15 protein-coding genes are annotated in these 13,856 nt (G+C 65.1%); 6 read left to right on the top strand and 9 right to left on the bottom strand.

The window, feature by feature from the left end; translation table 11 throughout:
• Positions 1-166: 166 nt before the first annotated feature.
• A complete protein-coding gene (locus MTR72_RS26650) occupies positions 167-2,263 on the top strand; it encodes a methyl-accepting chemotaxis protein (RefSeq protein WP_280966805.1) in 2,097 nt (698 codons plus the stop codon).
• Positions 2,264-2,403: 140 nt separating this feature from the next.
• On the opposite strand, the gene MTR72_RS26645 is transcribed toward MTR72_RS26650, so the two are convergent.
• Positions 2,404-3,060 (bottom strand): DUF2865 domain-containing protein, encoded by a 657-nt coding sequence (locus MTR72_RS26645; RefSeq protein ID WP_280966806.1) that lies wholly within the window; start codon positions 3,058-3,060, stop codon positions 2,404-2,406.
• 22 nt (positions 3,061-3,082) lie between these two features.
• Positions 3,083-3,865: a L,D-transpeptidase gene (locus MTR72_RS26640; RefSeq protein WP_280966807.1), complete on the bottom strand. Its 783-nt coding sequence runs from the start codon at positions 3,863-3,865 to the stop codon at positions 3,083-3,085.
• Between the two features lie 213 nt (positions 3,866-4,078).
• Between MTR72_RS26640 and MTR72_RS26635 the strand changes: the two genes are divergently transcribed.
• The 3 genes from MTR72_RS26635 (at position 4,079) to MTR72_RS26625 (ending at position 6,179) form a co-directional block, all read left to right on the top strand.
• A complete protein-coding gene (locus MTR72_RS26635; protein WP_280966808.1) occupies positions 4,079-5,194 on the top strand; it encodes an AI-2E family transporter in 1,116 nt (371 codons plus the stop codon).
• Positions 5,195-5,272: 78 nt separating this feature from the next.
• Entirely contained in the window at positions 5,273-5,644 is a 372-nt protein-coding gene (locus MTR72_RS26630; protein ID WP_280971133.1) for a DUF883 family protein, read from the top strand.
• Positions 5,645-5,723: 79 nt separating this feature from the next.
• A complete protein-coding gene (locus MTR72_RS26625; protein WP_280966809.1) occupies positions 5,724-6,179 on the top strand; it encodes a hypothetical protein in 456 nt (151 codons plus the stop codon).
• Between the two features lie 91 nt (positions 6,180-6,270).
• Here the strand turns inward: MTR72_RS26625 and MTR72_RS26620 are convergent, their stop codons facing one another.
• From MTR72_RS26620 to MTR72_RS26610, 3 genes are all read right to left on the bottom strand, one after another.
• Positions 6,271-6,663, bottom strand: a complete 393-nt coding sequence (locus MTR72_RS26620) for a hypothetical protein (protein ID WP_341511556.1) — start codon at positions 6,661-6,663, stop codon at positions 6,271-6,273.
• A 254-nt stretch (positions 6,664-6,917) separates the two neighbouring features.
• On the bottom strand, positions 6,918-7,538 hold the full coding sequence (locus MTR72_RS26615; RefSeq protein WP_341511555.1) for a nuclear transport factor 2 family protein: 621 nt from the start codon (positions 7,536-7,538) through the stop codon (positions 6,918-6,920).
• A 177-nt stretch (positions 7,539-7,715) separates the two neighbouring features.
• On the bottom strand, positions 7,716-8,522 hold the full coding sequence (locus MTR72_RS26610) for a response regulator (RefSeq protein WP_280966812.1): 807 nt from the start codon (positions 8,520-8,522) through the stop codon (positions 7,716-7,718).
• Between the two features lie 236 nt (positions 8,523-8,758).
• Here MTR72_RS26610 and MTR72_RS26605 point away from each other — a divergent pair, with 236 nt between their 5' ends.
• Both MTR72_RS26605 and MTR72_RS26600 read left to right on the top strand, forming a co-directional pair.
• The gene (locus MTR72_RS26605) at positions 8,759-8,989 is read left to right on the top strand and encodes a NepR family anti-sigma factor (RefSeq protein WP_280966813.1); all 231 of its coding nucleotides are present in this window, start codon (positions 8,759-8,761) and stop codon (positions 8,987-8,989) included.
• A complete protein-coding gene (locus tag MTR72_RS26600; RefSeq protein ID WP_027521710.1) occupies positions 8,989-9,537 on the top strand; it encodes a sigma-70 family RNA polymerase sigma factor in 549 nt (182 codons plus the stop codon). Before MTR72_RS26605 ends, MTR72_RS26600 begins: the two co-directional genes overlap by 1 nt.
• A gap of 238 nt (positions 9,538-9,775) precedes the next feature.
• On the opposite strand, the gene MTR72_RS26595 is transcribed toward MTR72_RS26600, so the two are convergent.
• The 4 genes from MTR72_RS26595 to MTR72_RS26580 form a co-directional block, all read right to left on the bottom strand.
• Positions 9,776-11,434, bottom strand: coding sequence for a CHASE domain-containing protein (locus MTR72_RS26595; RefSeq protein WP_280966814.1), 1,659 nt, complete (start codon positions 11,432-11,434; stop codon positions 9,776-9,778).
• A 278-nt stretch (positions 11,435-11,712) separates the two neighbouring features.
• Complete coding sequence (gene ureG / locus MTR72_RS26590; protein ID WP_280966815.1) at positions 11,713-12,363, bottom strand: urease accessory protein UreG; 651 nt, start codon at positions 12,361-12,363, stop codon at positions 11,713-11,715.
• 165 nt (positions 12,364-12,528) lie between these two features.
• Entirely contained in the window at positions 12,529-13,257 is a 729-nt protein-coding gene (locus tag MTR72_RS26585) for an urease accessory protein UreF (RefSeq protein ID WP_280971134.1), read from the bottom strand.
• Positions 13,238-13,855, bottom strand: a complete 618-nt coding sequence (locus MTR72_RS26580) for an urease accessory protein UreE (RefSeq protein ID WP_280966816.1) — start codon at positions 13,853-13,855, stop codon at positions 13,238-13,240. The genes MTR72_RS26585 and MTR72_RS26580 overlap by 20 nt, the downstream gene beginning before the upstream one ends.
• Position 13,856: the final 1 nt, after the last annotated feature.

Raw genomic sequence — 13,856 nt, 5'->3', positions numbered from 1 at the left:
GCGTCGGGCGGAGCGCTCGCAGAATTCACCGGTAACGATCTGTTAAGCCCGCGACTTGTCCGCTCTCCGCGCACAAGTCGCAGGCTTCGTCGAGCACGTAACGTGCGCGTTACAGGTCTATTTATCCCTTTTTGCGAAAAAATGCGGGGTTCGGGGGGATTCCATCATGCTTCGACGTCTGACTGTTTCGGCGCTGCTCCAGTCCGTCATCGCACTTCTCGCCGCTTGCGTGGTGGCGCTGCTGGTAACGACCGCCTGGCAATCCTGGGAGCGGCTGCGCGCGACCGGCCACATCGCGGCCGTCGCCGAGGCCTCCGCAAATGCCTTCAAGGCGATGCACAATCTGCGCACCGACCGCTCGTCGACGCCCCGGGTGCTGAACGGCGAGGCGCCGGTGTCACCCGAGATCGAAAAATTCCTCCGTGGCATTCACGACGCCGAGGTGCCGGCGATCCGCGCCACCGCTGCGCTGCTGCCGTCGATCCCGTTCGCCGAGGAGGCGACGCTGCTGGATCAGTTGAACCGGCAACTCGACAAGCTGGGGGCGCTCCAGACCGAAGCCTGGGACGAGATGCGTAAGCCGAAGAAGGCGCGGCGGGCGGCGCTGTCGAAGGAGTACACGGACCAGACCGGCGCACTGCTCGGAACGCTCGAGACGATCTCGGCGCGACTGACCGCAGTCGTCAATCACAACGATCCGCTGATCGACCAGCTCCTGTCGATCAAGCAGGCCGCCTGGCTCTTGCGCAATACCGCTGGCGAGGCCTCGGACCTCGTCGCCAGCGGGTTGGTCGCGACCGGGAGCCTGCCGCTGGAAGCGCAGCAGACCTACACCAAATCCGTCGGCGCGATCGAGAACGCATGGAGCGGGCTGGAATCCTCGACCTTGGGCATGAAGCTGTCTCCGGAGCTCGCCAGCGCGATGGGCGCGGCCAAGGCCGCCTATTTCAATCCGGACTATCTCGCGCTACGCGACCGGCTGATCGACCAGATCATGGTCGGCTCGAAAACCGACATGAGCGCCGATCAGTGGACGCCGCTGACCTCGCAGCGCATGGGCACCGCGGTCGCGGTGGCCGAGCGCGCGCTCGACGAGGCCCGCGACGATTCTGCCGTCCAGTACGCGGCGGCGGGTCGTGCGCTCGCGGTGCAGCTCGCGATGCTGCTGTTCGCAATACTGCTGACGGCCGGCGCGATGATCACGGTCACCCGCCGCGTCATCCGCCCCCTGCACAATATCCGTGACGCCGTGCTCAAGGTCGCTGGCGGCGACCTGACGGTCGACAGCGGCTATCTCGACCGCCAGGACGAGATCGGCGCGCTCGCCGGCGCGCTGGAGACATTCAAGCAGCAGGCGGCCGACAAGCTGAGAATCGAGGCGCAGGAGCGCGAGCACAATTCGGTCGCGGCAGCGCGTCAACGGGCAATCGAGCTTCATGTCGGCGAGTTCGAGGGCATGGTGCGCAACACCCTCGACCGGCTAAACCAGGCCTCGGGCGAGATGCGCAAGACCTCTTCAGAACTCTCCGCGGTCTCGCGTCAGACCAACGAACGGGTACAGATGGCCGGCAAGGCCTCAGGCGACGCCTCCATGAGCGTCGACAGCGTCGCTTCGGCGGCCGAGGAGCTCAGCGCCTCGATCAACGATATCAGCCAGCAGGCCGCGCATGCCGCAGGGATCGCCGGCCGCGCCGTCAGCCAGGCGCGCGAGACCGACGGCACCGTGCAGGGCCTGGCGAAGTCTGCCGGGCGTATCGGCGAGGTCGTCGGCCTGATCAACACCATCGCGGCCCAAACCAACCTGCTGGCGCTCAACGCCACGATCGAGGCGGCGCGCGCCGGCGAGGCAGGCCGCGGCTTTGCGGTGGTTGCATCCGAGGTGAAGTCGCTGGCGAGCCAGACGGCGAAAGCGACCGAGGAGATCTCCGAGCAGATCGCCGACATCCAGAGGGTCGCGGGCGACGCCATCAACGCGATCCAGGCAATCGGCGGTATCATCGGCGAGGTCAACGAGGTTGCCACCGCCATCGCCGCCGCCGTGCAGGAACAAGGTGCGGCAACGCAGGAGATCACCCGCAGCACGCAATATGCGGCGCAGGGCACCAAGAACGTCTCGGACAACATCACCGGCGTCAAAGCCGACGCCGACACCGCGGCCGGCGCGGCGGAGAACGTGAGACAGGCTTCGGAGATGCTGGAAACCCAGAGCCATCAGCTCGACCAGCAGGTCAGCGACTTCCTCGGCAAGATCCGGGCGGCGTAGGGCGCGGCGGCGTCACACCCTCAGTGTCGTCCCGGCGAAGGCGGAGATTGAGGCGGGAGTGTCGCAACTCACGCGACGTCGTCCTGGCGAAAGCCAGGACGACGGTGGAGCGATGACCCGACCGCCCTACCCCACCGTCCCTACTCCTTCGCGACCACCGGCAGATGGCGGAATTTGGCGCGGACCTTCGCCGGCAGCGGGGAGAAGTTCATCGCGCCGCCACCGCGATCGTCGGCGTTGCGATTGGCGACGACCAGGCCGTTCCGGCCGGCGACGATGTCGCCCTTGCGCAACGTCGGGTCGTCCTCGACCTTGACCGGCGCGAGTCCGACCGTGTCCTTGCCGTTACAGGTGCAGCCCGTCACGATCTCGTTGCGATAGCGGAATGCGTTCGGCAGGTCGGAATAGGATTGTCCGCTGTCGGTCGTGGCGTCGTCGATGTTGCTGCCATAGACCAGCGAAGTTTCCGCGGCCGGGCAAAAGCTCTTGCAGGATTGCGCCTTGCTCTCGGCGTCATTCCCTTGCGCCGGGAAGTAGCGTCCGTCGCAACCGCGCACGCAATAGGCCGCGCCGCCGCCGTAGACCGCCCGCGAGCGTGGTGTGTCGTAACGCGGCATGTCGTCGGTCGGGAACGGCAACTGGATCTGTGGCGGCGGCCGCAGGCGGAAACCGCCGAACAGCGCCGAGAAGAAATCCTCCGCATACGCTGGCGGCGTCGTCAGCGCGAGGCTGAGGGAGGCGGCGGCAAATAGCGCCGCCGCGGTCAGGGCCGGTTTGCTGATCGAACGTCTCGTCATGCGACCTCATGTACTCTTCAGTTCACGACGACGCCGAGATGTTCAGGGCCTGGCGGCCGGAAGGCTGCGTCGTCACCGCCGGGCGCTTGCGCACGGGATCGCCGCTCCTGTCGCCCCCGCTTCCCTTGGCCATCAGCGGCGCGTTCTTCGGCAGCACCACGACCCTGGCGCCGAGATTGACGCGGCCGAACAGGTCGATGACGTCCTCGTTGGTCATGCGGATGCAGCCGGAGGAGACGAACTTGCCGATCGTGGTGGGATCGTTGGTGCCGTGGATCCGGTATTCGCTCGAGCCGAGATATATCGCGCGTGCGCCGAGCGGATTGCCCGGGCCACCGGCGACGAAACGCGGCAGATAGGGCTGGCGCGCGATCATCTGGGCCGGCGGATGCCAGTCCGGCCATTCCGCCTTGCGCGCGACGTTCTGCACGCCCGACCAGGTGAAGCCCTCGCGGCCGACACCGACGCCATAGCGAATGGCGCGGCCGTTGCCGAGCACATAATAGAGATAGGTGTTGCCGGTATCGATGACGATGGTACCGGCCGGCTCGCTGCGGTCGAAGCTGACGATCTGCCGGCGAAGGCGCTCGGGCAGCGCGGTATCGTCGGAGGTTTGCGGCTCCTCGCTCAGGGTGGCCTGCGGAGCAGCCTGGCCGTGCGAATACGCCAGCGGCTGCATCGGCGCATAACCGAACATCTGGGCGTGCGCGGCGCCGAACGGCGCGGTCAACAATGCGGTCGCGAAGGCAAGCGCGGTGGCGGCGCGCGGCGAGAAGCGGCGGCGGACTGCAGATAACTTTGTCATGTGCTGCCCCATGGGATGTGTGCATCTGGGTGATGACGCACTGCCCCAACAAACGCCGCGGGACCGACTCAGGTTCCGAGGCCATTTGCGGCAGCGACGTCACAGTCAAGCGAGTGCTTCTTCGCGAAGGCGCGACGGAACCCACATACGCCTGGCGCGTTGTGGCTTCATCAATGGGCGCGCGGAGCAGATTTTCCGTGCGGGAGAGGTATTGTGCGCGTCCTTCCCAGTGAACGTCTCATTCCCGGCAACGGCGAGGGCGCACCACTTTCCGACAGCCACCGCGAGCTGCCGCCCATCATCCGTCGTACCGAGTTCGTCGCGTTTGCGCTGGCGGGGCTGCTGGTGATTGCGATCGCCGCCGTGCTGTATGTCGGCAAGGCGTTCTTCCTGCCCGTCGTGATGGCCTTCGTCACCGGCACGATGCTGTCGCCGGCGGCGAGCTTCCTGGAGCGGCGGAAGGTACCGCGCGCGCTCGGCGCGGTGCTGATCGTGATCGCGGTGACCACCGTCGTCGCCTTCGTCGTCGCGCTGATCGCCTCGCCGGCGATGGAGTGGCGCTCGCGCCTGCCGGAATTGGGTGCGGAGCTGAAGGAGAAGCTGCACGTCTTCGATCGGCCGCTCGCGTTCTGGCAGGAGCTGCAGACGATGGTCGGCGGCAGCCCGGATGGGCTGCCGAGCTTCCAGATGCCGAAATTTGAATGGGTGCAGCCGACGCTGGAATTCCTGTCACCGACCTTCACCGAATTCCTGTTGTTCTTCGCCACCCTGATCCTGTTCATCGCGAGCTGGCGCGACCTGCGGCGGGCGCTGATCATGACTTTCAGCGACCACGACGCGCGACTGCGCACGCTTCGGATCCTCAACGAGATCGAGATTCATCTCGGCAATTACCTCTTGACCGTGACCGTCATCAATATCGGCGTCGGCATCGCCACCGGGATCGTCTGCGCGCTCACCGGCATGCCCAATCCCGCCGGGCTCGGCGCACTCGCCGCGACGCTGAACTTCATCCCGATCATCGGGCCGATCGCGATGTTCGCGGTGCTGGTGGTGGTGGGGCTTGTCGCCTTCCCGACCATCGGCGGCGGCCTCGCCGCCGCGCTCGCCTTCGGCGGCATCACCTTCATGGAAGGGCACTTCGTCACGCCGACGATCATCGGCCGGCACCTGGCGCTGAACGCACTGGCCGTCCTGCTCGCGCTGGCGTTCTGGACTTGGATGTGGGGACCGGTTGGCGCCTTCCTGTCGTCGCCGCTGCTGATCGTCGCCCTGATCGTGAAGGAGCATCTTTTGCCGGCGGATTCGCCGCAGCTTCCGCAGGACTGACCGGTTTCCGGTAACGGAACTTACGCGATGGCGAAACGTTTCCCGGTCATCTCAGCCGCCAACAATTCGGAGCTCGTGATGTCGACGACCAATGGCGAAACCGGGATGAGCGACTGGACCGACAAAGCCACCAGAGAACGCCTCGAGAAGGATGTAGCAGCCGTGAAAAGCGATATCGCAACCCTCACAGAACAGATCACCGATGCGCTCAACACCTTCGCCAATTCCGCCGGCAAGCAGGCGCGGCGCGGCTATCGCCAGGCGCGCCAGAACATGGATTCGACGATGGAGGACATGTCGGACCGCGGCAGCGCGATGATGGACGCTGCACAGGACGCCTACGGCTCGATCGAGGAGACGCTGGAGGACGCGATCACGCAGCGCCCGCTCGCGACCGTCGGGCTCGCACTCGGCATCGGCTTCCTGATCGGCATCGCCTGGCGTCGCTGACGATGCGGAACGACCGTTCATTGAATTGATGGCGGCGCTCCGCGCCGCCGCCGGCGTGTGGGGGTTGAGGAGCAAGGCCATGTTTCAGCGCATCATCGACAGCATCAGCGCCTCGACCGGCACGACGCTGCGGCTGACCTCGCTTGCTGCAGGCGCCGCCCTCGCGCTCTTCATCACGACAAGCTTCCTGTGCGCGGCAGCGTTCATCGCGGTCCTGGAGAAATATGGTCCGGTGCAGGCGTGCCTCACCGGCGCCGGGGTCTTCTTCCTGCTCACGCTCGCAGCGGCCGGCACGTATTTGGGCTACAAGCGGGCCGTGGAGAATCGCGCCCGCATCGCCGCCGAGCGCGCAGCGAAGTCGGCGGCGCACAGCATGCTGGCCGATCCCATGCTGCTCGCAACCGGGCTTCAGATCGTCCGTGCCATCGGCGTCAAGCGCCTGCTGCCGATCCTGGCCATCGGCGGCGTCGCGCTCGGAATCTTGGCGAGCCGCGCTGGCGCGCCTGAAGACGCCTCGGCCGAGCCGGCCGAATGAACGCCAGAGCAAATTGAATACGACCTATTGCTCAGGTACCTCTCCCGAGCGGGAAAAGGTGAACCGCGTTCTTGGCTCGCAACGAGCGGTATCAGGTCACGCAGCGACCAGGCTGAAGCAGCTTTGCGACCTCGGTGAGCGAACTCACCATCGGCTCGCAGGCGACCGTCGGCTTGCTGCGACCCTGCTTCTGCAGCAGAAGCGAAGGCTTGGCGTTGCCGGTCTCGATTACCGCAGGAACCCGCAGCAGGATCGACGTGTCGGCGAGATCGTTGAGCCGCATCGAGACGGTCCGGGTGGAAACCGCCGCCGGCTTCGGCTCGGCGAGCCGATCCGCCTTGCCGGCACGATTGACGAGGTGGCCTGGCTTGTCGGAAATCGCCTGCCAGCGGTCGGCGAGATCATGGCCGGAGGCCAACTGCATTGCACCAAGCGTCGCGGCAATTGCGACGGCGCTCAAAAATACCTTTTGAATCTGTGACATGAGTGTTCGTCCCTCGCCCCATGGCGATCGACGGAACAACGCTGCCGGAATGTCCGAAGTTCTTGGCTGTTACGATCACTTAACCGTGTGCGAAAAAATCGCGGGGTGCAAAAAATCTTGGAATGGCTTGGAACGACTTTCGCGCCTGGGAGTCGTCTCAGCAGCCGGTTATTCCCCCCTGCCCCATAAACCGGCGACGTAGGGCGCGACTGTGGTGATGCCAGTCGCGCCTTACTTTTATCTGCGGCTGACTTTCATGTGCGGCCTACGTGGCCTTCCTTGGCCTTCGCGACAAGCCACTCGCGTCCCTCGGCATAAAGCTTCTCGACCTCGGCGCCGGTCAGGCCCAGCATGTCGCGCTTGACCTTGTAGCCGATCAGCTCCTGCATGTAGGCGAGGTGGCGGTAGCCCTCGGGCAGTGCCGCCAGAGCGTGCGCATCGAGGCGGAGCGTCGCCGACGGATCGACCGGATCGATCCGGTCTTTCTCGTAGATCGGCTGGCGGCGGACGATGCCCCATTTGCCTTGCCGCTTCTCCAGGAAATCATAGAAGCGCCCGGTGCAGACGACGTCGCAGAGCACGTCATGCACGGCCGCGCGCTGCGAGATGGTCATCTTGGTCTGCGCGACGGCGCGCTCACCGGAGAGATCGATGCTGGTGCCGCCGAGGAAATGCAGGATGCGTACGCCCTTCGCAAAGCCTTCCTGGCTGACGCGGATGAAATCCCTCGCCGGCCCCTGAAACCAGGTGGCGGACATCCAGCCTTCCTCATGCCAGACGGTGGCAAAGCGCTCCCAGTCGCCGGCATCGCGCCACACCGCCCAGTTCTCGACGAGGTCGCGGATGGCGAGGCGATCGAGCTGCGGCTGGTCCATGAACACGTCTCCGGTTGCCTAGCGGCCGCAACGCGGCTGCTCCACGAGGTATGAGCGATGCATTCGGTGGCCGTCAAGCGCGGTAAGCCGGCAACAAAAATCCGGCGCACCTTCGGCACGCCGGATCTGATCGTCATCAAGCGCCGAGGCGCCTTCCTTACGCTGCAGGCGCCTTCTCTACGCCGCCGGCGCCTTGGGCGTGCGGTTGCGCGAGTTGCGCTGGAAGAACAGCGCCTGGCTCGCCACTGCCGACACCATCGCTGGCTGGAACGGCTTTGAGATCAGGAACGCCGGCTCGGGGCGCTCGCCGGTGAGGAAGCGCTCCGGATAGGCGGTGATGAACACCACCGGCACTTCGAAAGTGCGCAGGAGCTCGTTGACCGCATCGAGGCCCGAGGAGCCATCGGCGAGCTGGATGTCGGCGAGGATCAGGCCGGGCCGCTTGTTCTTGGCGAGCGCCACCGCATCCGAATGGGTGCGGGCGACACCGACGACGTTGTGGCCGAGATTCTTCACCAGACTCTCGAGGTCCATGGCGATGAAGGTCTCGTCCTCGATGATCAGCACATCCGTAGCGATCTCGGCCGCCATCTCGCGTCCCGCGGCGTCGGCGAGCCGGCGTGTCTCCGCAACATCGGTATTGAGGATGTAGGCGACCTCCTCTTCGGAGAATCCTTCGAGCGACAGCAGCAGGAATGCCTGCCGCGGCAGCGGCGTGATGTTCGACAGCCGCCGCTCGGGCGGCATCGGCAAGGGCGTGACCTCGGCGTCGTCGTTGACGGAGACCGAATTCCATATCTGGGTGAACAGCCGGAACAGGCCGGCCCGTGGTCCGTGGCTCTCGTCGAGCACCGACGGATCCCCGAGCATGGCTTCCAACATGGCTGCGACGTAGGCGTCACCGGACGGCTGGCTGCCCGTCAGGGCACGTGCATACCGCCGCAATAACGGCAAGTGCTCAGCAACAAGCTGTGAACGGGACATCCCCACTCCATTCATCTTCGGGCCAATCCGCACGAGACCCACACAAGGGCGGCCCGGACCTCCCCTGCTCGCCCAGTCTACGCCCGAACTCAAGAAAAGTTCCGGGACGGCTGGAACTTTTCCTCCGCCCTTGCATTAGGCCTATCCAGGGAACGGCTCCCGGTTGAGAAAAAGCCTCTGTTTTGCAGTCACTTAACTCGGGGAAACGTGGAACAGGTCATGAAAGATCTCAGGTCATGAAAGATCTAAAGTCTCAAGCAAGCAAGAACACGACCCCCGGCAAGGGTGGCCTCACGCCGGAGATTCAATCTCGGATTGGGCACCAGTTGCGCGCCATGTACGACGATGTCGTGCGGCAGGGCGTTCCCGACCGGTTCGCGGAGCTTATCAAAAAGCTTGATGCGCCGGGAGCGACACCCCAGGTGGAAAACGATGGGGGAACCAATGACAACAATGGGAGGGACTAATGCCCCTCACGGAATCCCTGCGCGACGACATCCTGGCGGCCGTGCCGAGCCTGCGCGCCTTCGCCATCTCACTCAGCGGCAACGCTGATCGCGCCGACGACCTGGTGCAGGAAACGCTGCTGCGGGCGCTCGCCAACATCGACTCGTTCCAACCCGGCTCCAACCTGCCGGCGTGGCTGTTTACGATCCTGCGCAACCTGTTCCGCTCCGACTATCGCAAGCGGCGGCGGGAGGTGGAGGATGCGGAAGGCAACTACGCCAAGACACTGAAGACGCAGCCGTCGCAGAACGCGCATCTCGAGTTCGAGGAGTTTCGCGCGGCGCTCGACAAGCTTCCGCAGGACCAGCGCGAAGCACTGATCCTGGTCGGCGCCTCCGGCTTCTCCTATGAGGACGCGGCCTCGATCTGCGGCTGCGCGGTCGGCACGATCAAGAGCCGTGTCAACCGCGCCCGCTCGAAGCTCGCGGCCCTGCTCTATGTCGACGGCGCCGAGGATTTCGGCCCGGACGAGACCGTGCGCGCCGTGATCGGCGGCAGCGGCGGCTAGAGGCCGGCAGTCAGAACAAGCGCACGAAGGTAGAGGCGGCCGCTTGAGCGGCCGCCTCTACGCGCGTGTCTTCCCTTCTCGCCTTCTTGTGGGAGAAGGTGTCGCGCTAAGCGCGACGGATGAGGGGTCTCGCTCCGCGCATCAATCTCTCGATTTGAACTCGCGGATAAAGCCCCTCATCCGGCGCTTCGCGCCACCTTTTTTCGGAAAACCGCTCCACGCTTTTCCGGATCATGCTCTAGCGCACCGGCCGCACCGGTGCCGAAAATTTCTCGGTGCGATCGCGCTCCGTCATGTCGACGACCGTCTCCATCGGCGCGGTCAGCTCGTAGATGTAGGAGGCGTCGGTGAAGTAGCGCTTGGCGGTGCCGCCGAGTGCTTCAGGGGCGACTCGATCGAGCAGGATCAAACCGAAATCGGAATCGGGGCGGCGCGTCGCTTCGCTGGTGTTGAGCTCCTCCCAGCGGAAATGGAACATCTCCTCGCCCTCTTCGCCCGTCACCGTCCAGTTCGCCGTGATGTGCGGATGCTTGCCGACCAGCGACAGCCCCTCGTCGGAATGCGAAGCGAGCTCGAAGAACAGCAGCGAGAGGCTTTGCGCTGCGCGCGCACTCACCGCGATGTCGGGCCCGCTGACGGCAATGCGATCGGCATGCGGGATGGCGCGCGCCTCGAACAGGCCCTTCAGCTTGACACCCTGCCACTGGCTCTCGCTCAGCAGCGAGACGACGTTGGACATGGCGTGAATGCGGCCGATCAGCAGCTCGCGCGCGACGTCGATATCGGAGCCGTGGCGCAGCGTGCGCGTCACGATCGACTGGATCACAGCCAGGATGTTCTTGACGCGATGGTTCAGCTCGTCGATCACCGCCGTCAGCCGACGCTCGAAGCCGATCCGCACCTGGATTTCCCGGCTGAGCCGCAAATTGTTGTAGGCGACATATCCGAACAGGCCGCACACCATCGCCGTGATGGCGAAACCGATCGCCGCGACGATGATGGCTGTCTGCTCGGCGCGCCGTGCCGAATTGGTCTTCGCGTAATAGCTGAGCTGCCAATCGCGGCCGCCGAAGCTCAGCGTGCGCGTTGCCGACCGCGCCGGTCCGTCGGCTGAGGCCATGCGTGTGGAGACCACGCCCTGGTCATTGGCCACGAGCTCGCCGCCATCCTTGCGCGGATCCTTCAGCGCGACGGAGAACAACGACATGTCGTCGTTGGTCAGCATCAGCGAGGCGAGCTCGTAGGAAAACGTGATGAAGCCCGCCGGCTCGGTCGCGCCTTCGGGAATCACGGGCGCGGCCACGATGACTCCGACTGGCCCGTTGCCGCGCAGCAGCGGGACCGGGTCGGAGGCAACCGACCTCTTCTCGACCCTGGCACGTGCCAGCATGGCGCTGAGAACCGGATCCTGGTCGTAGCTGCGGCCAGGCAGCGCCTTGGTCTCGTCGCTCCGCGGCTCGAGGTCCAACAGCACGTCAATCGGCTGGGTGACGGTGGCCGGATCGATCGGCTTGTCATCGTAGGTGCGGATCTTCGCATTTGGAAAGCCCGCGCCCGCGATCGCCGCCTGCGCCGCGGCCAGCTCGTTCGGCTTGAGGCGGGCGATCCAGCCGGCCACCACGAAATCGGTCTTGAAGGCGTAAATGGCCGAGCGCAGCGGCTCCAGCATGTTGGGCTTGATCACGGACGGCGCGCGGAACAGGCCCGAGGCGACACGCGCAAGCAGCTCACGCTCGGTCAGCCGGTCCTGGACCAGGCTCGCGTGAACGTCGATTGCGCGCGCCAGCGCGATGCGGTCGAGCGCCAGCTCCTGGTCGTGAACGCGATAGGCCGCGAGCCCGGAGAGCAGGACTCCGAGCAGAGCGATGAAGCCGATGATGAAACCCAGCCGGACCACGCGACTACTCAGGAGAAGGTGGGAAGTCGGCAATAAACACGAAGCATATGAACGCCGCTCGAACGGCCAAGTGCCGAAACAGAGTGGACCTCAGTAGGGGAGATAATGAAGGAGGAGGCATCAGTACGCAACTTGGGTCGCCCGAAAAGCTTAATTCGCCCGGCCGATCGTCCGGCCAAAGAGGTTTGCTCCGGACACTAAGTGCGTTAATCGCTGTGCCGCAAATTTGTTCCGCGGATACAGTTTGGCCGCAGGTGTTAACGGCCATAAAGACTGCGCTATGTCGTCGCGCTCCGCAAGCCGTCCTTCAAGCCGCGCTCCAAGCCGCCCTTGGCCTCGATGAAGCCGACGATGCGGTCGAGCCCCTCGCTCTTCTTCAGGTTGGTCATCACAAACGGACGCTCGCCGCGCATCCGCTTGGCGTCCGTCTGCATCTTCTCGAGGGAGGCGCCGACATGGGGGGCAAGGTCGATCTTGTTGATGACCAGGAGGTCGGACCGGGTGATGCCGGGACCGCCCTTGGACGGAATCTTGTCGCCAGCGGCCACGTCGATGACGTAGATCGTAATGTCGGCGAGCTCCGGGGAAAAAGTGGCAGCGAGGTTGTCACCGCCGGACTCGATCAGCACCAAGTCGAGATCGGGAAACTTCGCACGCATGTCCGCAACCGCCGCAAGGTTCATCGAGGCGTCCTCGCGGATCGCGGTGTGTGGACAGCCGCCGGTCTCGACGCCGGCGATACGATCCGGCGTCAGCGAGCCCGAGCGCACCAGGAATTCCGCATCCCACTTGGTGTAGATGTCGTTGGTGATCGCAGCGATGTCGTAGCGCTCGCGCATGGTCTTGCAGAGCAGGTCCATCAGCGCTGTCTTGCCCGATCCGACGGGGCCGCCGACACCGACACGCAGGGGGCCATGAGATTTAGCCATTGTAGCTTGCTCTTTCCTATCGTCGTCCCGGCGAAAGCCAGGACCCATTACCACCGAACTTTGTTGTCGCGGCAGGCTGAGGCCATACGGACGCATAACCACGGGCATTTGTGGCTATGGGTCCTGGCTTTCGCCTGGACGACGGCGGAGTGCGCGGCGCAGCCCTCACGACCTGAACAGCCGCGTATATTGCGTCTCGTGTCGCATGCTGGCGAGATCGGCGCGAAACGTCGCGCTGCCGAGATCGTCCAGTAGCGCATGCAGCGCACGATTGGCAGTCGCGGCGACCGCAGCTTCCAGCATCACCAGCACGCGCTGGCAGTCGGTCTGGCCGAGCGGAATGAGCCGGCTTGCCGCGGAGATCCAGTTCGAGACCAGCGCGTGCAGGAAGGCGTGCAGCGTCGGCGGCAGCGGCACGCCATGGGCGGCCGCAACGACACCGACCGCGACGGGATAGACCAATGGCGTACGGCATGCCGCGACCATGGCATCCAACCCGTCGGCATCCCACGCCGCTCGCGCGATGTCGATGAAGGCGCGCCCCTGCGAGGTCGTCTCGAGCTGCCGCTCGCGCGAAGGCACGAAGGCCGCAGCGAGCTCCGCGATCTCGCATAGCGAGGCGCCCTCGACCGCCTCGGCGGCGCGGTAAGCATGGACCAGAAAGATCGCGTCGCAAATGCCCGCGCCGTCGCCGAGCATCGCACCGAGCCAGTCGGCGAGCGTCACGGTGTCGGTGATGTCGCCCGCCTCGACTGCCCATTCAATGCCGCTGGAATAGGAGAAGCCGCCGACTGGAAACGCCGGCGACAGCCAGGTCATCAACCGGTACAGCGCCGCCGCCTCCCGCTCGGTCAAGCAGCCGGACTCGACCGGCTCATTTGTGGTCATGAGCATGGCTATGGCCATGGTGATGATCGGGGTGGTCGCAATGCTCGTCGTGGCGATGGTGATGATCGTGGCCATCATGATCGTGGTGATGGTCGCCGTGATCGTGATGGTGATGTCCGTGATCGTGATGCGCATGGGCGTCATGTCCATGCGCGTGGTCATGTGCATGAGCTGCATCGGCATAGGCGCCGCCCTCGGGATCGAATGGCGCCTCGATCTCGATCACGCGCGCGCCTAACCCCTTCACCATCGTCTCGATGACATGGTCGCGGCGGATGCGCAGGCTCTTGGCCATGATCTGCGTCGGCAAATGGCGATTGCCGAGATGCCAGGCGACGCGGATGAGATGGTGCGGATCGCGGCCGCGGATTTCCAGCAGCGGCTCGGGCTCCGCGACCACCTCGATCAGCCGGCCGTCCTCCAGTTCCAGGGCATCGCCGCCGCGAAGCGCGACGGCGTTTTCGAGGTCGAGCAGGAATTCGAGCCCGCGCGTGCCCGTCATCGCCATGCGGCGCCGGTGCCGGTCGTCGAAATCGAGCACGACCGTATCCGCCGGCGCCTCCGTGAAGCGGTGCTGTCCCCGTACCTGCGTCGCCCGGATCATG

The sequence above is a fragment of the Bradyrhizobium sp. ISRA442 genome, assembly GCF_038085055.1.
GTDB lineage: Bacteria > Pseudomonadota > Alphaproteobacteria > Rhizobiales > Xanthobacteraceae > Bradyrhizobium.
The sequence above is the reverse complement of the archived record's forward strand: the minus strand, read 5'-3'. Positions and strand labels throughout refer to the sequence as shown.

Excerpts from the sequence above, each read along its gene's own strand:
- MTR72_RS26650 (WP_280966805.1), top strand. The coding sequence starts at position 167 with ATGCTTCGACGTCTGACTGTTTCGGCGCTGCTCCAGTCCGTCATCGCA.
- MTR72_RS26645 (WP_280966806.1), bottom strand. The coding sequence starts at position 3,060 with ATGACGAGACGTTCGATCAGCAAACCGGCCCTGACCGCGGCGGCGCTA.
- MTR72_RS26640 (WP_280966807.1), bottom strand. The coding sequence starts at position 3,865 with ATGACAAAGTTATCTGCAGTCCGCCGCCGCTTCTCGCCGCGCGCCGCC.
- MTR72_RS26630 (WP_280971133.1), top strand. The coding sequence starts at position 5,273 with ATGTCGACGACCAATGGCGAAACCGGGATGAGCGACTGGACCGACAAA.
- MTR72_RS26625 (WP_280966809.1), top strand. The coding sequence starts at position 5,724 with ATGTTTCAGCGCATCATCGACAGCATCAGCGCCTCGACCGGCACGACG.
- MTR72_RS26620 (WP_341511556.1), bottom strand. The coding sequence starts at position 6,663 with ATGTCACAGATTCAAAAGGTATTTTTGAGCGCCGTCGCAATTGCCGCG.
- MTR72_RS26615 (WP_341511555.1), bottom strand. The coding sequence starts at position 7,538 with ATGGACCAGCCGCAGCTCGATCGCCTCGCCATCCGCGACCTCGTCGAG.
- MTR72_RS26610 (WP_280966812.1), bottom strand. The coding sequence starts at position 8,522 with ATGTCCCGTTCACAGCTTGTTGCTGAGCACTTGCCGTTATTGCGGCGG.
- MTR72_RS26605 (WP_280966813.1), top strand. The coding sequence starts at position 8,759 with ATGAAAGATCTAAAGTCTCAAGCAAGCAAGAACACGACCCCCGGCAAG.
- MTR72_RS26600 (WP_027521710.1), top strand. The coding sequence starts at position 8,989 with ATGCCCCTCACGGAATCCCTGCGCGACGACATCCTGGCGGCCGTGCCG.
- ureG (WP_280966815.1), bottom strand. The coding sequence starts at position 12,363 with ATGGCTAAATCTCATGGCCCCCTGCGTGTCGGTGTCGGCGGCCCCGTC.
- MTR72_RS26585 (WP_280971134.1), bottom strand. The coding sequence starts at position 13,257 with ATGCTCATGACCACAAATGAGCCGGTCGAGTCCGGCTGCTTGACCGAG.
- MTR72_RS26580 (WP_280966816.1), bottom strand. The coding sequence starts at position 13,855 with ATGATCCGGGCGACGCAGGTACGGGGACAGCACCGCTTCACGGAGGCG.